We start from the raw sequence: 24976 nt of genomic DNA on the forward strand, positions 1-24976 counted from the left end.
GAACAGCGACGGCCCAAGGTAAAGAGCCGTCGGGATGCCCGCCGGCGGTGTGTCCGCGACCGTCGAGGACGAGCCGCGCGCCCTCGGCCAGACCGCAGGCGATGTGAATGGTGGCCCGGCGGCAGGCCGCATTGATGACCAGGGAGCCCGAAGGCGGCGTCCGGGTCGTGCCCGGCCCCGACTTGCAGGGCACGGACCCGGTCGGCGGGGCGCCCGACCAGCGCGTCGGCGTGGCCTCCCGATCGACACCGCCATCGAGACCGCCATGCAGCGTTGCCCGGCAGGCCGCACCGCGGCGCCGACCAGGGGCGTCGAGAACCTAGTCGAGGTCGGCATCGGGCATCACCACAGCATGGTTCTTCGCACCGCCGAGGCACTGCGCCCGTTTGCCGTGAGCCGTGGCGGTGGCTCACACGTCGTGCGCGGCGGTCGTGAAGCCGACGAAACCCACCGCCAGCACCCGGGGGTCGGTCAGCAGTGGCGCGTCGGTATCGCCGTCTCCGTTGACCACGTTGCAGAACCCGGGCCGACGCCCGACGGTGCCATCGGCGTACTTGTCGGACAGCCAGTTACCCACCTCCAGCAGCACGGCCGGCGAGGCGTAGTCCTTCTTGGCGATTAGTTTCAGTAACTCGCGCTGATCGTCAAGTTCCTAGATGATCGCGTCGGCGATGCGCGGTTCGACGGCGCGGACCGCCTCGATCGCAAAGCGAGAAGCGCCTGATTCGACGTTCAATGTCACTCCCGAATCAGGCCGGGCGGGCTCTCCGGAAAGCCCGCCCGGCGCGGCGATGTCAGTTTCCGCGGACCTCGGCGGCAGCGGCGACCAGGTGTCGCAGCGACGCCTCGACTTCGGGGTAGCCGCGGGTCTTCAGTCCGCAGTCGGGGTTGACCCAGAGCCGCTGGGCCGGGACGGCGGCGACCGCCCGGCGCAGCGCCTCGACCACCTCGTCGTGGGACGGGACCCGGGGCGAGTGGATGTCCCACACCCCGGGGCCGACGCCCCGGCGGTAGCCGATCGCGGCGAGGTCGTCGAGGACCTCCATCTTCGACCGGGACGCCTCGATGCTTGTCACGTCGGCGTCGAGGGCGTCGATCGCGGTGATGACCTCGCCGAACTCGGAGTAACACAGGTGGGTGTGGATCTGGGTGTCGTCGGCGACGCCGCTGGTCGCCAGCCGGAAGGCGCCGACCGCCCAGTCGAGGTACGCCTTCTGGTCGGCCTTGCGCAGGGGCAGGGTTTCGCGCAGGGCCGGCTCGTCGACCTGGATGACCCGGATGCCGGCGGTCTCCAGGTCGTGGCACTCGTCGCGCAGGGCGAGCGCGACCTGGTCAGCGGTGTCGGCCAGGGGCTGGTCGGTGCGGACGAACGACCAGGCCAGGATGGTGACCGGACCGGTGAGCATCCCCTTGACCGGCTTGCTCGTGAGCGACTGGGCGTAGGTGGACCACTCGACGGTCATCGGCGCCTTGCGGGCGACGTCGCCGTAGATGATCGGCGGGCGTACGCAGCGGGAGCCGTACGACTGCACCCAGCCGTGTTTGGGTGCGGCGAACCCGTTCAGTTGTTCGCCGAAGTACTGGACCATGTCGTTGCGTTCCGGTTCGCCGTGCACGAGCACGTTTAGGCCAAGCCGCTCCTGGAGCCGGATGACGTGCTCGACCTCGGCGCGCATCCGCTGGACGTAGCCGGCGTCGTCGAGCCGGCCGGCCCGGTGCTCGGCGCGAGCCTTGCGCAGCTCGTCGGTTTGCGGGAACGACCCGATCGTGGTGGTCGGAAGCTGCGGCAGTCCCAGCCGCTGCTGCTGGACGGCGGCCCGGTCGGCGTAGTCACCGCGCTGCCGGTCCGCCGGGGTGAGCGCGACCAGCCGGGCCCGGACGTCGTCGTGCCGCCAGGCCGCCGGGGTGGGCGGCTGGGGCTCGGGCAGGTGGGTGGTGCCGTCGCGCAGCGCGCGGCCGAGCAGGACGACCTCGTCGACCTTCTGCCGGGCGAACGCGAGCCGGGCGTACAGATCCGGGTCGAGACGGGTCTCGACGGACAGGTCGACCGGCACGTGCAGCAAAGAGCAGGAGGTGGAGACGGCGACGTGGTCGGCGAGCGCGGTGACGGTCGCTCCGGTGGCGATGGCCGCGCGCAGGTCGGTACGCCAGACGTTGTGGCCGTCGACCAGGCCTGCCACGATCGTCTTGCCGCGTAGCGGGCCGGCCGCGGCGAGCCGTCCCAGGTTGCCCGGTCCGGCGACCAGGTCAAGGCCGACCGCCTCGACCGGGGTGTCCAGCAGGGCCGGCAGGGCGTCGCCGAGCTCGCCGAAGTAGGTGGCCACGAAGATCCGTGGCCGGTGTCCGAGTTCGCCGAGCCGGCTGTAGGCGCGGCGCAGAGCCTCGATCTCCTCGGGGCTGCGGTCGGCGACGTAGCCGGGTTCGTCGAGCTGCACCCACGCCACGCCGGCCTCGGCGAGTGCGGAGAGGATCTCGGCGTACGTCTCGACCAGGTCATCGATTCGGGCGAACGGATCGGCGCCCTTGGCCAGCAGCAGGAACGTGGCCGGGCCGACCAGCACCGGTCGGGTGGTGATGTTCAGCGCGCGGGCCTCGGCGTACTCGCCCAGCGCCTTGGCCGGGTTCGCGGTGAACTCGGTGTCCGGGTCGATCTCCGGCACCAGGTAGTGGTAGTTGGTGTCGAACCACTTCGTCAGCTCGAGCGCCGGCTCGGCGTCCACGCCGCGGGCCATCGCGAAGTAGGTGTCCAGCGCGGGAAGGCCGAGCCGGGCGAACCGGGCCGGGATCGCGCCGACGGCGACGGCGGTGTCGAGCATCTGGTCGTAGTAGGAGAAGGTGTTCGACGGGATCGCGTCGAGGCGGGCGTTGGCCAGGGTCCGCCAGACCTCGGCCCGCAGCCCGGCGGCGGTCTTCTCCAAGGCTTCGGCATCAATGCCGCCGGCCCAGTATGCCTCGACGGCTTTCTTCAACTCGCGGTTGGCGCCGATGCGCGGGTAGCCGAGCACGGTGCTCTGGCCGAATGCGGTGCTCATGACAGGGGGTCCTTCCCTCGAAGTGCCCGGCGGACACGGGAGGGGGAAGGCAGGGTACGCGTGAGGTACCGGCTTCCGCCCTGGCCCTCCCGAGAGGCCGCCGGCGGCGCACACCGGGCGGTGTGCGCAGCGCTGGCAGGTCTTCGGACTCGTGGGCATGACACAAGGTCGCCTACTGGCCGTCGCTTCCCAGACCTTCCGGTCCAGTGCTTCGTTGACGGCGGTCGTTCCCACTCACCGCTGCGGGGCAGTCCCGGTCTTCCACCGGGTTCCCTCTTGCGACGTCCCATCCTGGCGGGGTGGGACGAACCAGCACCGCCCGCCATCGTACGGGCCTGATGGTCGTATCCGCGCCAGGCTGTCCGACGTACGGGACCGGTGTCTGGGCGTTGCGTGGTTGACTTGTCGTCCGATATTCGTCCGCACGGGAAGGTGCCGCATGGGCCGAAAGATCGACAAGCGCGCCGTGGTTGTCGATGGCCGGGAAATGATCGCAGTCTCGCCCGCGGATTTCGAACGCCTCGACGCGTCCCGCCGGCAGGTGGGTGCCCGGGCCGCCCGGGCCATGCGGCTGCACCAGCAGTTGCGGGACGCCGAGGACCGTCTCGCGCATATCCGCGCCATCGTCACCGCAAACCGGCCCGCGGACTGTGTCTGTGACCGGGTCGCCGCTGTCCTGGGCGGCGGCGACAGCACCGCCCAGGACAGCGACCCGGCTCAGCCGGCCGAAAATCGTCGCCGGATCAGAAATCGTCGTCGAAGCTGACCGAACCGGTCACCCCGACCTGATAGGCCGACACCCGCCGCTCGAAGAAGTTCGACAGCTCCTGCACGTCCTGTAGCTCCATGAACGCGAACGGGTTACGGCTGCCGTACACCGGCTCGATGCCGAGCATGGCCAGCCGCCGGTCGGCGACGTACTGGAGGTATTCCCGCATCTCGGCCAGGGACATCCCGGAGACGCCCTGTTCGAGCAGGTCGGCGGCGAACTGCACCTCACACTCCACCGCCTCGGCCAGCATCTCCCTGACCTGCTGTTCCAACTCGGCGTCGAAGAGGTCCGGCTCCTCGGCGCGTACGGCGTCGACCACGTCGAAGGCGAACGCCATGTGCATGGACTCGTCCCGGAACACCCAGTTGGTGCCCGAGGCGAGGCCGTGCAGCACCCCCCGGGAGCGCAGGAAGTACACGTACGCGAAGGCGCCGTAGAAGAAGAGTCCCTCGATGCAGGCGGCGAAGCAGATCAGGTTGAGCAGGAACGCCCGCCGGTCCTCGCGGGTCTTCAGCTCCCGCAGTTCGAAGACCGAGTCGATCCACCTGAAGCAGAACTCTGCCTTCCGGGCGATCGACGGGATGTTCTCCACCGCCGCGAACGCCTCGAACCGTTCCTTCTCGTCCGGAACGTAGGTGTCCAGCAGGTTCAGGTAGAACTGGACGTGCACCGCCTCCTCGAACAGCTGCCGGGATAGATAGAGGCGGCCCTCCGGGGAGTTGACGTGCTGATAGAGGTTGAGCACCAGGTTGTTGGCGACGATCGTGTCGCCGGTGGCGAAGAACGCGACCAACCGGGACACCAGGTGCTGCTCGGCGGATGAGAGCTTGGCCAGGTCGGCGAGGTCGGAGTGCAGGTCGACCTCCTCGACGGTCCAGGTGTTCTTGATCGCGTCCTTGAACCGGTCGAAGAACTGCGGATAGCGCATCGGCCGCAGCGTCAGATCCATGCCCGGGTCGAGCAGCAGGTGCCGCCCACCGACGCCGGTGCCGGGCCGGGTTTCGGAGGTGGTGGTCACTGGCAGGCCTCACAGCTTTCGGGGTTTTCCAGGGAACAGGCCAACGCCTCGTCGTCGCTGACCGCGACGATCGGCTTGACGACCGGGGTGACGGCGACGGTGGCCTGCTGGATCCGGGTCGCGGGACGCGACCGCAGGTAGTAGGTGGTCTTCAGCCCGGACTTCCAGGCGTACAGGTACATCGAGGAGAGCTTGCCGATCGTCGGCGCGCTCATGAACAGGTTCAGCGACTGCGACTGGTCGATGTACGGGGCACGGGCGGCGGCCAGATCGACAAGCGCCCGCTGCGGCAGCTCCCACGCCGTGCGGAACAGCTCCCGTACGTCGCCGGGAAGGTCGGCGATGCCCTGTACGGAGCCCTCCGCGCGCTTGATCTGCTCGCGGATCGCGGCGGTCCACAGCCCTCGTGACTTCAGCTCCCGCACCAGGTAGGTGTTGATCTGGAGGAATTCCCCGGACATCGTCTCGCGCTTGAACAGGTTGGAGACCTGCGGCTCGATGCACTCGTAGCAGCCGGCGATCGACGCGATCGTCGCCGTCGGCGCGATCGCCACCAACAGCGAGTTGCGCAGGCCGTGCGCGGCGATCGTCGACCGCAGCGCGGCCCACCGCTCCACCTGGGCGAGTTCGGCACCCCACAGGTCCGGGTGCAACTCGCCCCGCGCCGCGCGGGTCTCGGCGTACGCCGGATGCGGGCCGAACCGCTCGGCCAGCCCGGCCGAGGTCTCCAGCGCGGTCAGGAAGATCTCTTCCTGTACCCGGGTCGACAGCTCTCGCGCCTGCGGTGAGTCGAACGGCAGACGCAGCGTGAAGAACGCGTCCTGCAACCCCATCAGCCCGAGCCCGACCGGCCGCCAGCGGGGGTTCGACGCCGCCGCCTGCTCCGCCGGGTAGTAGTTGATGTCGATCACCCGGTCGAGGAACACCACCGCCGTGCGGACCGTCGCCCGCAGCCGCTCCCAGTCCACGCCGTCCGCGGTGACGTGCGCGCCCAGGTTGACCGACCCCAGGTTGCACACCGCCGTCTCACCGTCGCTGTTCACCTCCAGGATCTCCGTGCACAGGTTGGACAGGTGGATCGTGTTGCCCGGGGAGCCGGTCTGGTTGGACAGCCGGTTCGACGCGTCCTTGAACGTCATCCACCCGTTGCCGGTCTGGGCCAGCGTGCGCATCATCCGCCCGTACAGGTCCCGGGCCTTCACCGTCCGCACGGCCTTCTTCTCCGCCGCCCGGTACGCCTCGTCGAACGCCTCGCCGAAGAGGTCGGGCAGCTCCGGCGCGTCGGACGGGTCGATCAGCGACCAGTCGCCGTCCGCCTCGACCCGGCGCATGAACTCGTCCGGGATCCAGTTCGCCAGGTTAAGGTTGTGGGTGCGCCGGGCGTCCTCGCCGGTGTTGTCCCGCAGCTCCAGAAACTCCTCGACGTCCGGGTGCCACGGCTCCAGATAGACGCAGGCCGCTCCCTTGCGCCGGCCACCCTGGTTCACCGCCGCCACCCCGGCGTCGAGCGTCTTGAGGAACGGCACGATCCCGTTCGACCGCCCGTTGGTGCCCCGGATCAACGCGCCGCGACCACGGACCCGGGACCAGGAGATGCCGATCCCGCCGGAGAACTTCGACAGCTTCGCGACCTGGTGGTAGCGCTCGTAGATCGAGTCGAGCTCGTCGCGCGGCGAGTCGACCAGGAAACACGACGACATCTGGGTGTGCCGGGTGCCCGAGTTGAACAGCGTCGGCGAACTCGGCAGGTACGCCAGGCTGGACATGAGACGGTAGAGGTCGATCGCCTCACCGGGCGTCTGCGACAGTCCACAGGCGACCCGCAGCAGCCAGTACTGCGGCGTCTCCACCACCAGCCGCGACTCCGGATGCCGCAACAGATACCTGTCCGCGACCGTACGCAGCCCGAAGTACTCGAACCGACGATCACCGTCCAGGTCGACAGCGTCGTCGAGCTTGCGGGCGTTGCGGGCCACGAACGCGGCCGTCCCGTCCCCGATCAACCCCAGACCGTGGGCGTACCGGATGGACTGGCTGAAGCTCGCCACCCCTGCCCGCGCACCTCCTTGTCCACGTACGCCGCCAGCAGCCGGGCGGCGAGCTTCGAGTACTGCGGCTCCTCGCCGATCAGCTCCGCCGCCGTCTGGATCGACAACTTGTCCAACTCGGCCGTGGTCGCCCCGTCGTACAACCCGCTGATCGTCTTCGTCGCCACCCGCAGCGGATCCACCTCGCCCAGGTCGGCGACCCACCGCTCCACCGCCCTGACGATCTTGTTGACGTCCACCGGCTCGGTGTCGCCGTTACGCTTACGGACCCGCATCACCTGCCGGCGCTGCTCCGGCGCCGCCTGGTCCGGCGCGACCCGCTCTCGCGTCGCGGTCATGTCCCCCTCCTCACACGCCTGTCCACAAGGTCGACGGGCGCACGGGAGGACGCCGCCGGGCACCCTCGGCGTACCTGCCGACGGGTCCGGCTGATGGCGTCGGCCGTCCCGCGCGGCCTTCGACCGCCGCACGCGACGCGTGCGGCGCGCTGGCAGGTCTTCGGACTCGCGGGCGTCGTACTCGTCCCTACTGGCCGTCGCTTCCCAGACCCGAGGGTCCAGTGCTTCGTTGACGGCGGTCGTTCCCACTCACCGCTGCGGGGCAGTCCCGGATTCCCACCGGGTTCCCTCTTGCCTCGACCACCATGGATTGACGGTCGAACCAGCTACGGACAACACCATATATGGGCACGACGAAAGGAGAAAACACCAGATGCTGTGTCGGGCGTGTCACGGTGCAGGATTTGCGCCTGACTTCCCCAGCGTGCTGGGAGTCGGGTGCCCGCCAACGGCGACGCGGGCGGGTCGGCGGCAGGCCGGTAACCGATCAGAAGCGGAACCCGACGTCACCCCCGGTCATCCCCTGGTCCTTGACCCGCCGTAGCGGCAGGAACCCGTCTACGATGACCGTCCGCCGACCGAGCGTCGTGCCGGGTCCCCACCCCGTCTCGGTCCGGGGCATCGCATGGTGGTGACATGCCTGGCCGGCCACCGGCACGGCGGTCGGCCAGGCGGGCCGAGGTCACGGTGGGGAAATCGAGGGTGCCTGGCCGGATCCGAATCGCCAGCCTTCGACGGTGCCCTGGGCGGGGTTGTAGCTGGTGGCGCCGAGGGTGCTGTAGGACCAGCTGCCGCCGGGTGGGGCGTGCCAGTAGGACCAGTAGGCGGTGGCCGGCGGTGTGTTGACGCACGGTTCGGCGGCCGGTAGCGGTCGTCCGTTGATGCGGCAGATGAACGCGAGACCCCAGCGTTGGGTGCCGGTGACGGTGTAGCCGGCGCCTTGCAGGGCGGCCAGGCCGGTCGGTGGGTCGCCGAGGTAGCAGGCGGTCTGCACGCCAAGACCGAACGCGGTGAAGTCGACGACGACGGTGACCCCGGTGCCGGGGCTGCACGCGGCGGCGTGCGCCGGGCGGGGCGTCGGGTCGGCGGCGACCAGCCCGGCCGCGACGACGATGATGGCGATCAGTGCGGCGATGTGGCGGCGGATCGGGATAGGCACTGGTGGACCTCCCATGGTGGTCATCGGTGCGGACACGCCAGGGTCGGGGCGACCGGGTGGGAGCCGGCGGCGGACAGGGTGGCGAAGCCGCTGCCTGCCAGTCCGGGGACGGCTTGGGCGGTGGCGCGGGTCGCGGTGGCGGGGTCGTACCCGCCGTCTGTGTAGGCGATCGCGCCCCGGTTCGCCGTAGGGGCGGTGCAGCCCTGCTGGAGGCTGGTCAGGTACTGGCGAGCCTCCAACCACGGCACTGCCCGGCCGGCGGCAGCGAGCGCCTGGGCGGCCAGTCCGGTGCTGTTGGCGTTGGCCACCCCGTTCGCGGTGAACGACCCGTCGTCGGCCTGCACGGAGACCAGCCATCGAGCCGCCGCCTGAGCGACGAGGGGACGGTCGGCGGCGAGGAGTGCCTGGATCGCCAGTGCGGTGGCGTCCACGTCGCTGACGCAGGTGGCCTGGGCGAATAGCAGGGGAAAGCCGCCGTCGGGGCAGCGGGCGCCGGCCAGGAAGGCCACCGCCGCCGGGGGTGCTCCGCCCGCCCGGTCGAGTGCCAGCACCGCGAATGACTGGCTGAACATATTGCTGAAGTCGCCGAAGGCGGACCGGTCGGTGAACCTACCGGTTGGTGCCATCAGGGTGTGCAGGCGGGCGATCAGGTCGACACCGCCGAACGCTGCCGGATTCAGGCCGCGGACCTGTGCACCGAGGGCGAGTTTGGCGGTCGCTCCGGCGTACGCCTCGGTGCCGTCGCCGATGTAGCCGGTGGTGACCGCCGGTTGCGCCAACCAGGCGGTGGCGCTGGCGGCGTTCGTGTCGGCGACCTTCGCGGCGGCGAAGGCGAAGATCGCGTCGAGGGTGAGTCCCTGGTCGGGGTAGGCGACGCCGTCGAAGACGACCTCGAACCGTTCGCCGTCGACCATCTGGCGCGCGAGCCATCCTGCGGCGGCGTCGACACGGTTGAGGGTGGATTGCGCGGCGGCCGGTGGGGCGACAGCTATGCACAGGGTGAGAGTGGCGAGTACGCCGGTGACGAGGGTGCGGCTGCGGTGTCGGAGGAGGGCGGCCATCAATCGGTGCCTTTCCGGCCCGACGGTCGACGCGACCCGGGACCGCTCCCGGGCGGCTCCGACCCGTGGGCCACGACGGGTGGGGGAACCTTGCGGTACATCGATGGGTACTCGGGCTCGCGGCGTGTGTTCGCCGCCTACCGTTGCGGGCCAGCGCCGGCTTGTACCGGACTTCCCCCATCGACGCACAGGTATCATGATGTTGCAGTCAGTGTGGCCATCCGGGCTCGTGTCGTCAACGGCCGTCCTGCTGAGACTCTCCGGGCATGCGACCCTCCGGGCAGCCGAAGTCACGGATCTGCCTGTGCGGGCACGCTCTTCGGCTGGCCGCTCATACTGGCGCCCTGTCGGCGGTTGTCGGGGCGCCGGCGTGGGTCGTCGGGCGGGTTATCCGATGGCAAGGTGTACACCGATGCCGAAGAAGGCCACGGCGCTGATTCGATGCAACAGGCGGGCGGGCCGGCCGGTGGTCAGCCTGCCGGCAAGTCGGCCGGTGACCAGCCCGAGTGCGATGTCGAGGGCGAGTTGTACGGCGACGAAGACGGCGCCCAGGACCAGGAGTTGGGCGGTGACGTGGCCTCGGTTCAGGTCGACGAACTGGGGCAGGAACGCGATCGTGAAGAGGATCATCTTCGGGTTGAGCAGGTTGGTCAGCAGGCCACGACCGGCCGCCTTGACCAGACCGATCGTTGCCGGTGCCGCGTCCTGCCGGGCGGTCCGGGGATTCGCCGGTCGGCGCAGGGCCAGCAGTCCGAGGGTGATCAGGTAGGCGGCTCCGGCGTACCGGATCGTCGCGTACAGGGTCGGTGAGTTGGCGATCACGACGGAGAGCCCGGCGATCGCGACGGCCACGTGGATGATCTCGCCGACGGCGACGCCGGCCGCGGCGGCGACGCTGGCCCGGGTGCCGTAGCGGACGGCGTTGGCCAGCACGTACAGCATGTCCGGGCCAGGGGTGAGCATGAACAGGGTGATCACGGCGAGGTAGCCAACGAGGGTTCCGGCCGGCACGTACCCGAACTCGCTCACGCCAGGCCGGCCTGGCTGGCGAGGGCGCGGCGGAGCGTCAGGCGGTGCTCGCGGCGGATCTGCGCCTCCTGGTAGCGGCGGCGATCGTCGTCGGTCTCCGGCGACAGTGCAGGTACCGGTCGGGGTTGGCCGTTGTCGTCGATGGCGACCATCACCAGGTGGGCCGTGGCGACCAGGGTGGGTGGGACGGCGCGGTCCCACCGGTCGGCGGTGACGGTGACGGCGATCTCCATCGAGGACCGGCCGGCCCAGGTGATCCGGGCGTCCACGTGCACGACGTCGCCGACGCGTACCGCCTGGAGGAAGGCGGTTTCGTCGATGGCGGCGGTGACGGCCGGGCCTTCGGAGTGGCGGGCGGCGACCACGCCGGCGACGGCGTCGATCAGGTTCAGGATCCGGCCGCCGTGCACGGTGCCCATCAGGTTGGTGTGGTGCTGGTCCATGATCTGCGACAGGGTCAGCTGCGATGCGGACGGTGGGCGGCTGGGCAGAATCGTGTCGCGCACGGGTTGTCCCCCGAAGGTGGTCGTGACCTGCGGCAGGAAGGACAGACCACACCGACCGTCGGGCGCCGTGGTAGGCGGTACCGGACGGGTACGCGGTCCGCCCGGCCCACCCGCGAGGCCGGCGGCAGCACACACCCGGTCGGTGTGTGCGGCGCGGGCAGGTCTTCGGACTCGCGGGCACGTCCGGACTGGGGTCCGGTCTCCTACTGGCCGTCGCTTCCCAGGCGCGGGTGCGCCCAGTGCCGTTGACGGCGGTCGTTCCTGCTCACCGCTGCGGGGCAGTCCCGGATTCTCACCGGGTTCCCTCTTACGACGCCCCGCCTGCACGGACGGGGCGAACCAGCGCTGACGCCGATGATAGCCGCCGCCGTCCCACTGTGTGGAAGGCAGAAGCGTCCTGCAACGCGGAAGTGTGCGGATCGTCTCACCAGCGCGGCGCAGGCCGGGTCGGCTCACAGCGCGGCGCAGGCCGGGCACGGGTACACCGCTGTCGCCGCGTCGGGACGGCCGGATTGCGTGACCCGCGGCTCGCGGGCGTCGTTTGGTGCTCGGGCGGAGGCGTCGTCATGCTCCACGGTCGGCGCCCCGCCTGGCGGGCTCGAAGCTGGGTGTGGTGTGGAAGTTCGCTCGGCGGGCGGCGCGGCGGAAGGCACCGAGGACCGCCGGGCCGGTGAGGGTGACGAGGATCGCGGTGGTGACGGCGCGGCCGGTGTCCCAGCCGAGCGAGGTGACGGTGAAGAAGGCGAAGTATCGCTGGAACTGTTCGAGCAGGGGCAGGCCGGGTTGGTAGGCGATGGAGCTGGCGGGGTCGAGGGAGAACGGCCAGAAGGACAGGTTGAGCATGAACCCGAACAGGTAGCCGCTGACCGCCGAATAGCAGGCCAGCAGCGCGATCTCCGCCTTGCCGCTTGCTTTGGGTAGTAGGCCGGCGAGCATGCCGACCCAGGCGCAGCCGAACATCTGGTACGGCATCCACGGTCCGACGCCGCCGGTGAGGAGGGCGGAGGCGAACAGAGAGGTGCAGCCGAGCGCGAACCCGAAGCCGGGGCCGAAGACCCGTCCGGCGAGGACGAGGACGAAGAAGACGGTTTCGATGCCGGCGGTGCCGGCGCCGAGGGGGCGTAGTGCGGCGTTGATCGCGGAGAGGACGCCGAGCATGGCGAGGGCTTTGGCGTCGATGCGCCGGTCGGCGATCTCGGCGAAGACGACGGCGAGGACGAGGACGAGCAGGGCGCCGAACATCAGCGGTGGGGTCTCGGCGGCGCCGAACGTGCCGGGGGCGACGACGAACGGCCACAGGAAGGCGACGAGGCCCACGAACGACGCCATCACGATCGTCGCGGTCGCCCGGGCCGGAACCTGTACGGCGGTCACGGCTGCGCCTGGGGTGTGTCGAGGGCGGCGGCGACCTGGCCGACGGTGAGGTACGGCAGCGGGGCGAGGATCTTCGTGATCTGTGGGGCGAAGGTCGGTGAGGCGGTCAGGACCGTCGGTGCGGGGCCGTCGGTGACGATGTCGCCGTCGGCCATGACGACGACCCGGTCGGCGGCGGCGGTGGCGAACTCGACGTCGTGGGTGGCCACGACGACCGCGTGCCCCTGGATGGCGAGTTGGTTCAGGGTGCGGACCAGGGCGGCTTTGGCCGTGTAGTCGAGTCCTCGGGTCGGTTCGTCGAGCAGTACCACCCGGGGTGTGACGGCGAGTTGGATGGCCAGGACCAGCGCCAGCTGCTGTCCGGCGGACAGGTCGCGGGGATGTGCGGCGTCGGCGATGCCGGGCGTGAGGTCGTCGAGGAGCCGTCGGGCGGTTCCCGGGGTGGCGCCGTCGCGGTCGGCCTGGTCGAGTTCGGCGCCGACGCTGTCGAGGTAGAGCAGGTCGGTGGCGGTCTGCGGCACCAGCCCGACCAGCCGACGGGCCTCGACCGGGGTGACCTTGGCCGGGTCGGAACCACCCGTGCGGATCGTGCCGCCGGCGCGGCGGCCGGCGCCCTGCAACGCCCACAGCAGGGACGACTTGCCCGATCCGTTGCGGCCCATCAACGCCACCACCTCACCGGCCCGCAGGTCGAGGGTGGCGCCGCGAACGGCGACGACCGGGCCGTGCCGGACCACCACTCCCCTGGCGGTCAGCGTCACCTCGCCGTCGGCGCATGCGGGACGGTGTGGGACCGGTGGTGTGGCGGGTAGCCGCTGCCGCAGGGTGGGAGTGTGTCGGCGGGCGTCGCGGACGGACAGCGGTGGCGGTGCCCACCCGGCGAGGCGGCCGAGGTGCACGATCGGTGGGGCGACGGTGCTGTCGGCCAGCAGGGTGGCCGGATCGCCGTGCCGGGCGGTGCCGTCACCGCCCAGCAGGACGAGGCGGTCGGCGTACGGGATGACGCGTTCGAGGCGGTGTTCGGCGAGGACGACGGTGATCCCGAGGTCGTGCACGAGGCGGGTGATCGTGGCAAGGACGTCCTCGGCGCTGGTCGGGTCGAGCGCCGAGGTGGGTTCGTCGAGGACGAGTACCCGGGGGTGGGCGGTGAGGGCGGCGCCGATCGCGACCCGCTGCTGCTGGCCGCCGGAGAGTTCGTGCAGGCCCCGGTGGCGCAGGTCGGCGAGGCCGAGCAGGTCGAGCGTCTCCTCGACCCGGGTCCGCATCACCGTCGGGGTGAGGGCGAGTTGTTCCATTCCGTAGGCGAGTTCCTCCTCGACGGTGTCGGTGACGAACCCGGCGACCGGGTCCTGTCCGACGACGCCGACGAGTTCGGCGAACTCGCGCGGTGGGTGCTCGGCGGTGGACCGGTCGGCGACGGTGACCCGGCCGGTGAGGGTGCCGCCGGTGAAGTGCGGGACGAGGCCGTTGATCGCGCCGAGGAGGGTGGACTTGCCGGATCCGGTGTGCCCGACGACCAGGCACAGTTCACCCTCGTCGATCGTGAGGGTGACGTCGCGCAGCGCCGGTCGAGGGCTGTCGGCGTAGGTGATGCTGACGTGGTCGAAGCGAATCACGGGTGGGCTCCGGCGGCGGGAACGGCGATCGGTCTGGGCCGTGGTGGTGGGGGTGCGGCGAACGCGGCGAGCGCCGCGAGGAGGATCGCGGCGGTGGGTAGCAGCGGCAGGGTCGGCCACGCCAGCGGGTACAGGCCGGGGTTCAGCTCGGCGGGGTCGTAGCCGGTCCCGGCGGTGAGGACGACGGCGGCGGCGATGCCGCAGCCGGCGACGACCCATTCCGGCCACTGCCAGGGGTCAGGGCGGTAGCGGCTGCGGGAGACCCGCCGCCCGCCGACGGCCAGGCCGGTGACGCTGAGGACGATGCCGGTGGCCAGGGCGCCGAGGCTGACGGGGCGGGGCACGCTCGGGTCGAGCAGGCCGTAGACGCCGATGCACAGGCCGGCCATGCCGGTGAGCATCAGGGCGCCGGTGAGGCGCCGGGAGGTGCGGGTGGCGGTGCCGGTCCGGCCGTAGCCACGGGAGTCCATCGCGGCAGCCAGCCGTAGCGACCGGTCCAAGGCGTCGTGCAGCACCGGCAACGCGATCGCGCGTACCGCCCGCAGACCACGGGAGCGGCCGGCACGAAGTCGGCGGGCCCGGGCGACCCGCTGCACGCTCTCCACCAGCTGCGGTGCGACGCTGAGCGCGACGGTGACGGCCACGCCGAGTTCGTAGAGCGCGCCGGGCAGCACCTTCAGGGCACGTTTCGGGTTGGCGAGGCTGTTCGCGGCGCCGATGCAGCAGAGCAGGCAGGCGAGCCGGAGCCCGTCCAGCGCGGCCGAGAGGGTCGCCTCCAGCGACACCGGGCCACCGATCTGGATCCCGGCATACCAGTCGGGGGTCGGCACATGCGGCAGCCGGAACAGGATGTGGTCCTCGGGGGTGACGCCGGTGGCGAAGACGATCCGGAACACGACCCGGATGACGATGACCGACAGCGCGAGGATCAGGTAGTAGTGGAACGCCCTGGCCCAGGGCGCGTCGGTGCGCCGGGCGGTGACCACGAAGCCGAGTACGGCGAAGATGAGGGCCAGCAGCAGCGGGTTGCTGGTGCGGCTGGCCGCGGTGGCCAGGGCGAGTGCCCACAGCCACCAGGCGACCGGATGCAGCCCTCGGGGCAGCCGCGCGGCGCGAAGACTCGCCGTGTTCACGCCGGGCCGGGCGCCACGCGCGGCCGCGTGCTGAACCGAGCGCGGGTCACGGTGCCGGTTCCACCGGTGGCGCGGCGTCCGGGCCGGTACGGCGGCGACGCCAGCCGAGTACCGCGCCGCCGCTCCCGAGCAGCGCGAGTACGCCGAGGGTGATCAGCAGCGGGCCGGCCGAGCCACGGTCGGCGGGTGCGGCCCGGGTGGGGACGGCGTCGACCACCGTCGGGCCGCCGCTGCCCCCGGTGTCGGTCGGCCCGGCGCCGCCGTTCGAGGCCGTCGGGCTCGGTGCGCCGGACGGCCACACCGTGGCGGGCGGGGTCGCGCCGAGGGTGCTGGTCGGACCGGTCGGCACCGGCACCGTGGTGGCGTCGTCGGCTGTCGCGGGTGGTGCGGGCGCCTGCGCCGGAGGTGGGTTGCCGCCGGGGGCGGGCCGGTTGGTGGTCGGGGCCGGGGCCGGTGGTGGATTCGGGACCGGGGCGGTGTTGTGGGCCCGGACGCTGTCCGGGCTGAACGTCGGCCGGCCCTTGGTGCCGCCGATGTCGGTCCCGCCGAAGATCCACAGGTCGACGCTGCCCGGCTTCGGTTTGTAGCTCATCGCCCCGAGCTGGCTGTACTCCCAGCTGTTGGCGCCGGGATCGGCGTGCCAGTACGACCAGTACGCCGACGCCGGCGGGGTCAGCACACAGCGTTCCTCGGTCGGCGGCGGGTACTGGGTGCCGTTGCGGAAGCCGGAGTAGCCGATCCGGCAGATGAACGCCGGTCCGTCGTGTCCGGTGCCAGCGGTCTTCCAACCGCCCTGGTTCAGCAGTTGGTAGCCGGTGGTCGGGGTGGTGCCGCAGGAGCGCAGCAGTGGGCCGCCCCACCGGCTGAAGTCCACGGCGAGTATCACCCCGGAGCGGGTGGTGCACTGGCCCAACGGCAGCGGCGCCGCGTACGCGGCTGCCGGGGCGACGACGGCCGCCGCCTGCGCCACGGCCAGCGCGGCGACGGCGGCGCCGATACGGCGGATCATGACCGGCCTGCCGTGTCGATGGTGGTCCGGCGGCGGCGGGCGAGTACGAGCAGGACCACACCGGCGATGATCAGGACGAGCGCGCCGAGGGTCAGCGAGACGATCGAAGCGCCGGTCACCGGCATCGCGTCCGGTGGCGGCGTCGCGCTCGGTTCGCTGGATACCGACGGTGACGGGGTTGGTGAGGTCGACGGGGACGGGGTTTGCGACGGGGACGGCGTCGGGGAAGGGTCGAGGTCGTGCACGTCGCGTAGCAGGGTGCCGAACGAGATCCCGGTCGCGCCGCCGACGACCTGGGTCGAGGCGCGGACGTCAGAGCCTGCCTGCCCGTCGGCCGCGACGTTGAATCCGCCGTCGGGATTCTGCTGCCCGGCCAGAAACGCCAGTGCCTTACCGATCTGGCTGCTGTAGGTCCCGCGCCGCAGCGTCATCCCCTGGATCGCCAACGCGGTGGAGTTGGTGGAGATGCCGGCCGCGCCCGGGAACCCGCCGTCGGCCTGCTGCTGGCCGGCGATCCAGCCGAGGGCCCTGTCGACGGCGGTGACGGCATCCGGGTCGTCGGGAAGCATCGCCAGGGCCATCGCGGCCATCGCCGTACTGTCGACCTCGTCACCGCTGCCCTCGGCCGGAATCAGGCTCGGGAACGCGCCGTTGGCCCGCTGGAGACTCTTGAGGAACTCGATCGGGGCGGCGGCGTCCTGCGTCCGCCCGGCCCGCAGTTGCGCGATGACGCCCAGGACCTGCGCGAACACCGACGGCGCGTTGCGGTAGTTCCCGGCGGCGGCGCAGCCGGTCGCCGGATCGGCCGTGGTGCAGGTGATGTCGTGCAGGGCGGTGATCAGGTCGTGGCCGCCGAAGGTGCCCGGGTCGTAGCCGGTGACCTGGGCGAGGAGCGCGACCTTGCCGATCGCGCCGCCGGACGGAAACTCGGTGCCGATCCCCAGCCAACTGTCGACGGTGAACTCACTCTCGCCGACCTTGCCGCCGCTGCGGATGAAATCGGTGATCGCCCGCAGCTTGGCGTCGTCGAGACCGGCGGCGGCCAGCGCGAACGCGCCGTCGATCGTCAGCCCGAACTCCGGAAAGCCGGGAAACGATTCGTAGTAGCGGCCGTCGACGAGCTGCGCCGGTGCGACGAGCCATGCCACACCCCTGGCGAGATCCGGCGTCGGGCCCTGCGGCGGCTCCCCACCGAGCGGATGTGTCAGCGTGGCGAGATTCCGCCCGGCCAGGGTCGGCAGCGCGCCCGAGGTCGCGACCAGGTCCGACTCGGTCACCGTCGCATCCGGGCTCAGGCCGCCGTCGGCGGCCGTCCGGGCGGCGAGGAAACCGCGCGCCGCCGCGACCGGCTCCGCCGCCCCGACCGCGAGCAGCCCCTGCGCCGCCATCGCGGTGGTGTAGCTGTCCGACGCCCCGGCACCGACATAGGGCAGGTAGCCGCCGTCGGCCCGCTGCGCCCCCGTCAGGTACGCCTTCGCGGCCGTGACCTCACTATCGTGCCCGCCGAGTACGGACAGGGCGAGCAGTGCCGCACCGGTGTTCGCCGGATCCGGTGTGCACGGGTCACCGGGCGCGATCAGCGAGTCGGCGAACCCACCCCCGGCGCACTGCCACTGCAACAGCCGCTCGACCGTGGCCGCCGGTGGAGTCACCCCGGCGCGGCGCAGGGCGAGCAGCGCGAACGCGTGCGTCACCGGGGCATACGAGCCGGCGAAGTCCCCGGCCGCAGTGCAGCCCGCGCCGGCGTCGGCCGCCGTGCACACCCGATCGGTGAGCACCGCCAACAGGTCTCGACCGCCGACGTCACGCGGGTCGCCGCCGGTGATGGTGACCAGGAGCGCGAGGTTGGCCGCGTTGAACTGGTTGGGCAGCCCGTCGGCACCGTCGGGGAGGACCGCCGCCTCCACATGCGCGGCAAGGTAGTCGCGCATCTTCGTCAGGGTCGGGTCCTGCCCGCCCGAGGCGGCGAGCGCCGTCGCGACCACGATGCTGCGGGTGTGGTCGACGAACTGCCCATCCGGGTTGTAGACATGGTCACCGTCGGTCAGCTTCCCGACCAGGTAGGAAGAGGCGGCGGCGATCTGCGCTTCGGTCGGCGGGGCGCCCGGCCCGCCGGGACCGGCAGTCGGGGAGACGGTGGGAGACGGCGTGGGGCCGGCGGCTCGGACCTCGTCCGGGGTGAACGTCGGCCGGCCCGTCGTACCGCCGATGTCGGTGCCGCCGAAGACCCACGCCTGCACCTCCCCCGGCCCCGGCACCATCTCCATCGCCCCGAGCGGGCTGTACGTCCACCCTTCCTGCCCCGGCGAGGCGTACCAGTACGACCAGTACGCGGTCGCGGGCGGGGTGAGTTGGCACGCCTCCCGCTCCGGCGTCGGATACTGGGTACCGCCGTCGAAAGCCGCGTTGCCGATCCGGCAGATGAAACCCGACCCGTCGTGCGCCGTGCCGGCCGTGGTGAACCCGGCCTCGTGCAACAGCTCGAAGCCGGTCGTCGGGGTCGCGTCGCAGCCCCGCAGCACCTGACCGTTCCACGGACGGAAGTCGACGGCGACTATCGCGCCGCTGGTCGGCGTGCACGCCTCGATCGGATCGGCGGCGGCGGCCGTCGACACCGCCACCGCGGTGACGCCGAGGGTGAGCAGTGCGACGGCGGCGGCCCCGAGACGGGACCATCGGCGGGTGAGGGACGGCATGGGCGGCTCTTCCAGGGGTGTGAGCGGCGTAGACACGGCCGCCGCCCCGGTGCCTTTCCCGGCGCGGTACCCGCATCGTGACCTCGACGACGCTGACGCATCTCCAGCCAGGTAATCCGACTCGTCCCGACGCTGCGGAACCTACGGCTGCGGGCCAGTGCCGGGATTTGACCGGCTTCCCCTGGGTGCTGGAGCACTTCATCGCAACACAGTGGTCTTGCCAGCGTCAATCGCCGACCGATGTCGGCTGGGTAACAGCGCGACGTTGATCGTTGTCGTAGCGTCACCGCCGTCGACGTGTGGGGGAACCCGGTCACAAGTCCGGGGCTGACGCGCAACGGTAGGGGTGCGACTTCGCGCCCGAGCCCGAACACCCGCGCGGCGACGCGCCACCTGCGGTATCCGTCCCACGCGCCCATGGGTCCGGCCCGCCCCACCGTCCCGCCGGTCGCCGTCCGGTCCGGGTTCCGGGGCCGAGTCGAGCCCCGAACCGGAGGAACCCGATGCGCCGTAAACCCCTCACCCTCACCCTGGCCACACTGGCTACCGCCGCCCTGACGGTGGTGGTGGCCGTACCGGCCGCCGCGACATCCACCCAGGCCCAGATCACCACCGCCCGTAACAACGGCGTCGCGTACCTGAAGACCCTGCAAGCCCCGGACGGCAGTTACGCCGGCGCCGGCCTGTCCCTGGAGTGGGCGTTCAGCGCCTTCGCCGCCGCCGGCACCCACCCGGTCGACGTCTACCCCGGCGGCGACACCACCAAGAACGCCCGCGCCGCGTACCAGACCCACCTGGGCGCCGCCTCCTGGCCCGGCGGCTCACCCGTCGTCACCGACTACGAACGCGGCATCCTCAACGCCTACGCCGCCGGCATCGACCCCGCCCGCGTCGCCGCCTCCCGCAACCTCATCGCCGACGTGGTCGGCTACTGGCAGACCGGCACCGCCGGCTACTACGGCCCACCGGCGAACTTCAACGGCACCGTCTTCGCCGTCCTCGCCCTCGCCGGCGCCAAAACCCAGACCGGCAACGCCCGGATCCCGCAACGGCTGCTCGACCTGTCCGTCACCAGGATCCGCAACAACCAGCACAACGACGGAGGCTGGAACTTCAACCAGGCCGAAGGCAACCCGTCCCAACTCGCCGCGCCCAGCGACATCGATATGACCGGCGCCGCCATGGCCGCCCTCTGCGTCGCCGGGGTACCGAACACCGACACCGACGTGGTCCAGGCAAAGACGTTCCTCAAGAGCAAGCTGATCAACACGACCGGCGCGTTCAACTCCATGTTCGGCGCGAACACCGACTCCAACGGCTGGGCCGTCTCCGGCCTCAACGCCTGCGGCATTCCCCACCAAGGCGTCGACTTCACCACCGCAGCCGGCCGCACCCCGATCGACTTCCTCCGCGCCCAGCAACTGTCCAGCGGCGGCTTCAAATATCTGCCCTCGGACACCAGCCCCTCCGGCTACGCCTCCATCGACGCCGTCCGCGCCCTCGGCGGCAGCGGGTTCACTGCCGCACCGCCCACGCCGGTCACGGCCGGCGCTCCGAGATGGGTCGCGGCGAGCGGATTCACCGCCGGCACCCCGGCGAAGATCACCCTCGTCGTCGACAACGGCACCACCGTCCTGCCCTGCGCGGTCACCCTCACCCCGACCGCCGCCACCACGACGCTCGGCACCGTCCTGACCGCCGCCGCGACCAGCGCCGCGCCAGCCGGCTGCGTCACCGCCGTCACCCCCAGCTCAGGCACCGGCACGATCACCGCGATCAACGGACTCGCCAACACCGGCACCACCACCTGGAAGATGTCCCGCGACGGCGGCAGCCCGACCACCGCCACCCGCGGCGGAACCATCACCGTCGGCGACGTCGTCCACCTGCGTTACGGTTCGTGACCTGACCCCTCACCGCCGCCCGCTCCTGCGGTAGCTCTTTGAACGCCCGCTACCGCTGGTGCCGCGAGCCCCGCTCCGGGCGTGGGCTCGCGGCACCGGCCAGAATAGGCCTGCTCCAGCGCGGACAGGAGGAACAGCGATGCGAGTGGTGTCCCTGGTCCCGTCGCTGACCGAAGCCGTCGCGGCCACCCTGCCCGGGCTCCTCGTCGGCGCCACCGACTACTGCACCCACCCCGCCGGACTGGACGTGCCCCGCGTCGGCGGCAGCAAGTACCCGGATCTCGACCGCATCTTCGCCCTGCACCCCGACGTCGTACTCATGAACGTCGAGGAGAACCAGCGCTCCGACGCCGAAGCGATCGAGGCGGCCGGGGTACGGGTTCGGCTCACCTATCCCCGCACCGTCGACCAGGCGCTCGACGAACTCGCCGACCTGCTGCGGGACCTCGGCACCAGCCAGGAGCCCGAGTGGCTGGCACAGGCCCGCGCCGCCTGGGCCGCCGTCACCCCGGCCATCCCGCCACGTACCGTCATCGTTCCGGTCTGGCGGCGCCCCTGGATCGTTGCCGGGGGCGACACCTTCACCTCCGACGTGCTACTCCGGCTCGGCCTACGCAACCTCTACGCCGACACCTCCGACCGGTACCCTCGGCCGACGCTCGACGACCTGCGCGCCGCAGCGCCCGACCTGGTCGTACTGCCCGACGAGCCCTACCCGTTCTCCCCCGCCGACGGCCCCGAGGCGTTCCCCGACGCCCCCTGCGCCCTGGTCTCCGGACGACACCTGACCTGGTACGGCCCCTCACTCGCCGAAGCACCCCGACTGCTGACCGCCCAGCTCACCCGGCCGGCCCGCAAAGCCCCGCACTGACAGCTTCGCGGCGGTCCGGTCACGGCTCGCCATTCGTCACGGTCCAGCCACCCGCGTGACCGACCCTGGTGCTGGCCGACCGGCTCGCGTGCACGGCCCCGGCCGTGACCAGGGCGTTCAGGGTGCGGTGCACCGTGGACAGGTCGACACAGACGCCGACGTGGCGATCCGGTCGCGTACCTGCGCGGCGCTGAGGTGGGTGGCGTTCGCGAGCGCTTGCAGGACCGCCTGCCGCCCCGCGGTCCGACGCCCACCGCTGTCTCGCAACGCGGCAAGGGCTGTTGCCACGCGTTCGTGTGCGTCTTCCGTCACGCCGGCCAAGTCGCCCTCCGATCGCCATTCTTGCCATAGTGTGGCAGAAGCAATTTGTTGGCAGGACTGGGAAGGAATTCGCGGATGGCCGTCTACACGCTCCCCGACATGCCCTAGGACTACGGCGCACTCGAACCCGCCATGTCCGGCGAGATCCTGGAGCTGCACCACAGCAAGCACCACGCCGCCTACGTCAAGGGCAGCAACGACGCCCTCGACCGACTCGCCGAGGCCCGCGACAAGGGCGACTACGAAACCCTGGTCGGACTGGAGAAGACCTTCGCGTTCAACCTCTCCGGCCACGTACTCCACTCGATCTTCTGGAACAACCTCTCCCCCGACGGCGGCGACCGCCCCGACGGCGACCTCGCCGCCACCATCGACGAACACTTCGGCTCCTTCGACGCCTTCAGCAAGCAGCTCTCCGCCGCCACCAAGAGCGTCCAGGGCTCCGGCTGGGGAGTCCTCGCGTGGGAACCGCTCAGCCGCCGGCTGATCGTCGAGCAGGTCTACGACCACCACGGCAACGTCGGGCAGGGCTCCACCCCGATCCTCGTCTTCGACGCCTGGGAACACGCCTACTACCTGCAATACCGCAACGTCCGCCCCGACTACGTCGACCGACTCTGGAATCTGGTCAACTGGACCGACGTCACCGCCCGGTTCGACGCGGCCCGGGCCAGCCAGCCGAAGATCTGACCACCGGTGGGCCACCCCGATCCGGTCCACGTCGCCGAGACGGTGCAACGCGCCGCCGGAGTCATCGCCGCACGCCGACGCGGCGACCTCGACGGCGCCGAAGCCCTCCTCGCCACCTTCCCCACCGAACAGGCGAAAACCCTGGGTTTCTTCCTCCTCGCCGACCTCGCTCTCGGCCTGCTACAGGCGCAGTCGGGGCAGTCGATGGACGACCTTGTCCGGGAACTGTCCCTGCACCTCGCCACCGCCGCGGACCAGCCACCGTCGGGGGGCCGGTAGCGGCGGTCGAGCGCGGCCCACCGTCGCACGGGCCGGAAGGGGGTTCCCTTCCGGCCCATCGGCCAGGATCCGGATGCCCGGCGGTAACGGCTAGGAGCGCCGCCGGCCGTGACGTGGCCGGGTACGGCGGGCTACGGTTGCAGCGCGTCGAGGCGTCGTTCGGGCCCCAGCCGGGAGGTGGCCTATGCGGTCCGGGGCATCTGGTGTCGTCGCGATCATGGGATCCGGTGAGACCAGCCCGACGATGGTGAGCGTCCACCGTCGACTCGTCGACCTGATCGGCCGGCCTGATCCCCGGGCCGTGCTGGTGGACACGCCGTACGGTTTCCAGCAGAACGCGGCCGAGATATCCGCCAAGGCCCGGTCGTACTTCCTCACCAGTGTCGGCCTGCGGGTCACCGTGCCCGCCGGCCTGCACGGTGGCGGTGACGACGACACCGACCGGGCGCTGGCGGCGTTGACCGCCGCCGACTGGATTTTCTCCGGTCCAGGCAGCCCGACCTACGCACTGGCGTGTTGGCGGGCCAACCGGGCGGCACACGTCCTGCGCGACCGGTTCACCCGGCCACACGGTGTGGTCGTGTTCGCCTCCGCCGCCGCGGCCACGATGGGCCGGTTCACGGTGCCGGTCTACGAGATCTACAAGGTCGGCGCAGCGCCGCACTGGCTCGACGGGCTCGACCTGTTCGGCCACCTCGACCTGCCGGTGGCGGTCATCCCGCACTACGACAACACCGAGGGCGGCACCCACGACACCCGGTACGCCTACCTCGGAGAACCGCGCCTGCGCGTCCTCGAACAGCAGCTACCCGCCGACGCCGCCGTCCTCGGTGTCGACGAGCACACCGCCGTGCTGCTCGACCTCGGCGCCGCCGAGGTGGAGGTGGTCGGCCGCGGCGGAATGACCGTGCGCCGCGACGGGCGCAGCCAGGTCTTCCCGGCCGGCGCGACCTTGACCCTGACCGACCTGCGCGACCTGGTCCACGGCCGGTCCCGGATTCCCCGGCCCCGGACAACGGGCCAGACGCCGCGAGCACCGGCCCAGCCGGCGCCGGCCACGCTGACCGAGACGGCCGCACGTTGCACGGCGAGGTTCGACGACGGCCTGCGGCGCGGCGACGCCGAGGCGATGGTCAGCGCCGTCCTCGACCTGGAGACGGCGGTACACACCTGGGCGGCCGACACCGAGGAGGACGACGGCACCACGCAGGCCCGCACCGTGCTGCGTACCCTCGTCGTCCGGCTCGGCCAGGCAGCCACGACCGGACTACAGAATCCCGACGAGCGGCTCCGCCCGCTGGTGGAGCCACTCGTCGCGCTACGCGAGCGGTTACGGCAGCGCAACGACTACGGCGCCGCCGACGGCATCCGGGAATCCCTCGCCGTCGGAGGCGTCCAGCTCGACGACACGCCCGACGGTCCACGCTGGGCCCTGCGGGCCGTACCGATCGAATGACCGACACCGGACACCCGCGAACGTTACTGCCAACTTTTCGCAGTTGCATATGCTGCGCATCGTGGCATACGGAACGACGGCACGTCCCGACCTGACCGACCCGCCGGCCGCACCGGCGGTGCCGGTCGAGGTCGAGACCATCCTGCTCAGCGCCGTCCGGGACGGACTGCGGTTCCGGGTACGCGCCGGAGCGCTGACCGAGGGCGAACACCCGGACGCCGTGGCCCGGAACCTCGCCGGCCTGTCCCACCGAGACCCGCACGCCCTGCTCCACTCGACATCGTGGCGCTCCCAGGACACCGGAATCGTCCTCACCTACGCAGCGCTGCCCGACCCGGACCCGGAGACCGGGCGGTCGACCCCCGTCCACTCCGAGGCGATCGCCGGCCAGGACGACCCGCTCGCGCCGGCGTCGGTCACGGTCCGGCCGGTCGATGTCGCGGTGCACGCCTGCCGGCACCTGTCCTTCCTGCGCCACACCGACCCGCTGGTGGCCGGCCTGGCAGCCGACCTGCCGGACCTGTGGCGGCACATCGACCGGTTCAGCCCCGCCGTCGCCGGACTGCTGACCCCGCCGACGTCACGACAACATCCATCAGCCACCCGCTGACCCCAGGCCCGAATACGACCACCACCGGCAAGCGGCAGAGGGCTGGTATCGCGG

17 protein-coding genes, 3 pseudogenes and 4 riboswitches are annotated in these 24976 nt (G+C 71.4%); of the genes and pseudogenes, 7 read left to right on the plus strand and 13 right to left on the minus strand.

Annotated features, from left to right (window positions below):
* Positions 1-526: 526 nt before the first annotated feature.
* Positions 527-742, minus strand: a pseudogene (locus ACN28C_RS33470) (glycine hydroxymethyltransferase); the annotation flags it as partial.
* Positions 743-794: 52 nt separating this feature from the next.
* The gene (metE, locus tag ACN28C_RS33475) at positions 795-3032 is read right to left on the minus strand and encodes a 5-methyltetrahydropteroyltriglutamate--homocysteine S-methyltransferase (protein ID WP_422771470.1); all 2238 of its coding nucleotides are present in this window, start codon (positions 3030-3032) and stop codon (positions 795-797) included.
* Between the two features lie 117 nt (positions 3033-3149).
* Positions 3150-3361, minus strand: a riboswitch (cobalamin riboswitch).
* Positions 3362-3471: 110 nt separating this feature from the next.
* Between metE and ACN28C_RS33480 the strand changes: the two genes are divergently transcribed.
* Complete coding sequence (locus ACN28C_RS33480; RefSeq protein ID WP_422771471.1) at positions 3472-3798, plus strand: hypothetical protein; 327 nt, start codon at positions 3472-3474, stop codon at positions 3796-3798.
* On the opposite strand, the gene ACN28C_RS33485 is transcribed toward ACN28C_RS33480, so the two are convergent.
* The 11 genes and pseudogenes from ACN28C_RS33485 to ACN28C_RS33535 all read right to left on the minus strand — a co-directional run bounded on the left by ACN28C_RS33485 (position 3776) and on the right by ACN28C_RS33535 (position 18791).
* A complete protein-coding gene (locus ACN28C_RS33485; protein ID WP_422771472.1) occupies positions 3776-4822 on the minus strand; it encodes a ribonucleotide-diphosphate reductase subunit beta in 1047 nt (348 codons plus the stop codon). The genes ACN28C_RS33480 and ACN28C_RS33485 overlap by 23 nt on opposite strands.
* Positions 4819-7208: pseudogene (locus ACN28C_RS33490) on the minus strand (ribonucleoside-diphosphate reductase subunit alpha). The gene ACN28C_RS33485 and the pseudogene ACN28C_RS33490 overlap by 4 nt, the downstream one beginning before the upstream one ends.
* Before the next feature lie 134 nt (positions 7209-7342).
* A riboswitch (cobalamin riboswitch) is annotated at positions 7343-7550 on the minus strand.
* Between the two features lie 340 nt (positions 7551-7890).
* Positions 7891-8334, minus strand: coding sequence for a hypothetical protein (locus ACN28C_RS33495; protein WP_422774900.1), 444 nt, complete (start codon positions 8332-8334; stop codon positions 7891-7893).
* Positions 8335-8387: 53 nt separating this feature from the next.
* On the minus strand, positions 8388-9428 hold the full coding sequence (locus ACN28C_RS33500; RefSeq protein ID WP_422771473.1) for a peptidase: 1041 nt from the start codon (positions 9426-9428) through the stop codon (positions 8388-8390).
* A 387-nt stretch (positions 9429-9815) separates the two neighbouring features.
* On the minus strand, positions 9816-10457 hold the full coding sequence (locus ACN28C_RS33505; protein ID WP_422771474.1) for a LysE family translocator: 642 nt from the start codon (positions 10455-10457) through the stop codon (positions 9816-9818).
* Positions 10454-10963 (minus strand): acyl-CoA thioesterase, encoded by a 510-nt coding sequence (locus ACN28C_RS33510; protein ID WP_422771475.1) that lies wholly within the window; start codon positions 10961-10963, stop codon positions 10454-10456. Before ACN28C_RS33510 ends, ACN28C_RS33505 begins: the two co-directional genes overlap by 4 nt.
* Before the next feature lie 139 nt (positions 10964-11102).
* A riboswitch (cobalamin riboswitch) is annotated at positions 11103-11322 on the minus strand.
* A gap of 205 nt (positions 11323-11527) precedes the next feature.
* Positions 11528-12337 carry an ECF transporter S component gene (locus ACN28C_RS33515; RefSeq protein WP_422771476.1) on the minus strand — a complete coding sequence of 270 codons (810 nt, stop codon included), beginning with the start codon at positions 12335-12337 and terminating at the stop codon, positions 11528-11530.
* On the minus strand, positions 12334-13953 hold the full coding sequence (locus tag ACN28C_RS33520; protein ID WP_422771477.1) for an ABC transporter ATP-binding protein: 1620 nt from the start codon (positions 13951-13953) through the stop codon (positions 12334-12336). The genes ACN28C_RS33515 and ACN28C_RS33520 overlap by 4 nt, the downstream gene beginning before the upstream one ends.
* Positions 13950-15086: a CbiQ family ECF transporter T component gene (locus ACN28C_RS33525; RefSeq protein ID WP_422771478.1), complete on the minus strand. Its 1137-nt coding sequence runs from the start codon at positions 15084-15086 to the stop codon at positions 13950-13952. The genes ACN28C_RS33520 and ACN28C_RS33525 overlap by 4 nt, the downstream gene beginning before the upstream one ends.
* A 46-nt stretch (positions 15087-15132) precedes the next feature.
* The gene (locus ACN28C_RS33530; protein WP_422771479.1) at positions 15133-16095 is read right to left on the minus strand and encodes a hypothetical protein; all 963 of its coding nucleotides are present in this window, start codon (positions 16093-16095) and stop codon (positions 15133-15135) included.
* Positions 16092-18791: a prenyltransferase/squalene oxidase repeat-containing protein gene (locus ACN28C_RS33535; protein ID WP_422771480.1), complete on the minus strand. Its 2700-nt coding sequence runs from the start codon at positions 18789-18791 to the stop codon at positions 16092-16094. Before ACN28C_RS33535 ends, ACN28C_RS33530 begins: the two co-directional genes overlap by 4 nt.
* A gap of 263 nt (positions 18792-19054) precedes the next feature.
* A riboswitch (cobalamin riboswitch) is annotated at positions 19055-19187 on the plus strand.
* A 107-nt stretch (positions 19188-19294) separates the two neighbouring features.
* Here ACN28C_RS33535 and ACN28C_RS33540 point away from each other — a divergent pair.
* The 6 genes and pseudogenes from ACN28C_RS33540 to ACN28C_RS33565 all read left to right on the plus strand — a co-directional run bounded on the left by ACN28C_RS33540 (position 19295) and on the right by ACN28C_RS33565 (position 24922).
* Positions 19295-20695, plus strand: coding sequence for a prenyltransferase/squalene oxidase repeat-containing protein (locus ACN28C_RS33540; protein ID WP_422771481.1), 1401 nt, complete (start codon positions 19295-19297; stop codon positions 20693-20695).
* A gap of 139 nt (positions 20696-20834) precedes the next feature.
* Complete coding sequence (locus tag ACN28C_RS33545; RefSeq protein WP_422771482.1) at positions 20835-21566, plus strand: helical backbone metal receptor; 732 nt, start codon at positions 20835-20837, stop codon at positions 21564-21566.
* A gap of 441 nt (positions 21567-22007) precedes the next feature.
* Positions 22008-22577: pseudogene (locus ACN28C_RS33550) on the plus strand (superoxide dismutase); the annotation flags it as partial.
* A 6-nt stretch (positions 22578-22583) separates the two neighbouring features.
* Positions 22584-22856, plus strand: coding sequence for a superoxide dismutase (locus ACN28C_RS33555; protein WP_422771483.1), 273 nt, complete (start codon positions 22584-22586; stop codon positions 22854-22856).
* A gap of 217 nt (positions 22857-23073) precedes the next feature.
* Positions 23074-24312 carry a hypothetical protein gene (locus tag ACN28C_RS33560; RefSeq protein ID WP_422771484.1) on the plus strand — a complete coding sequence of 413 codons (1239 nt, stop codon included), beginning with the start codon at positions 23074-23076 and terminating at the stop codon, positions 24310-24312.
* Positions 24313-24373: 61 nt separating this feature from the next.
* Entirely contained in the window at positions 24374-24922 is a 549-nt protein-coding gene (locus ACN28C_RS33565) for a hypothetical protein (protein WP_422771485.1), read from the plus strand.
* Positions 24923-24976 lie beyond the last annotated feature (54 nt).

The sequence above is a fragment of the Plantactinospora sp. WMMC1484 genome (assembly GCF_049315195.1).
Lineage (GTDB): Bacteria > Actinomycetota > Actinomycetes > Mycobacteriales > Micromonosporaceae > Plantactinospora.

Coding starts and splice junctions, on each gene's coding strand:
- ACN28C_RS33560 (WP_422771484.1), top strand. CDS start 23,074: ATGGGATCCGGTGAGACCAGCCCGACGATGGTGAGCGTCCACCGTCGA.
- ACN28C_RS33500 (WP_422771473.1), bottom strand. CDS start 9,428: ATGGCCGCCCTCCTCCGACACCGCAGCCGCACCCTCGTCACCGGCGTA.
- metE (WP_422771470.1), bottom strand. CDS start 3,032: ATGAGCACCGCATTCGGCCAGAGCACCGTGCTCGGCTACCCGCGCATC.
- ACN28C_RS33545 (WP_422771482.1), top strand. CDS start 20,835: ATGCGAGTGGTGTCCCTGGTCCCGTCGCTGACCGAAGCCGTCGCGGCC.
- ACN28C_RS33530 (WP_422771479.1), bottom strand. CDS start 16,095: ATGATCCGCCGTATCGGCGCCGCCGTCGCCGCGCTGGCCGTGGCGCAG.
- ACN28C_RS33535 (WP_422771480.1), bottom strand. CDS start 18,791: ATGCCGTCCCTCACCCGCCGATGGTCCCGTCTCGGGGCCGCCGCCGTC.
- ACN28C_RS33540 (WP_422771481.1), top strand. CDS start 19,295: ATGCGCCGTAAACCCCTCACCCTCACCCTGGCCACACTGGCTACCGCC.
- ACN28C_RS33480 (WP_422771471.1), top strand. CDS start 3,472: ATGGGCCGAAAGATCGACAAGCGCGCCGTGGTTGTCGATGGCCGGGAA.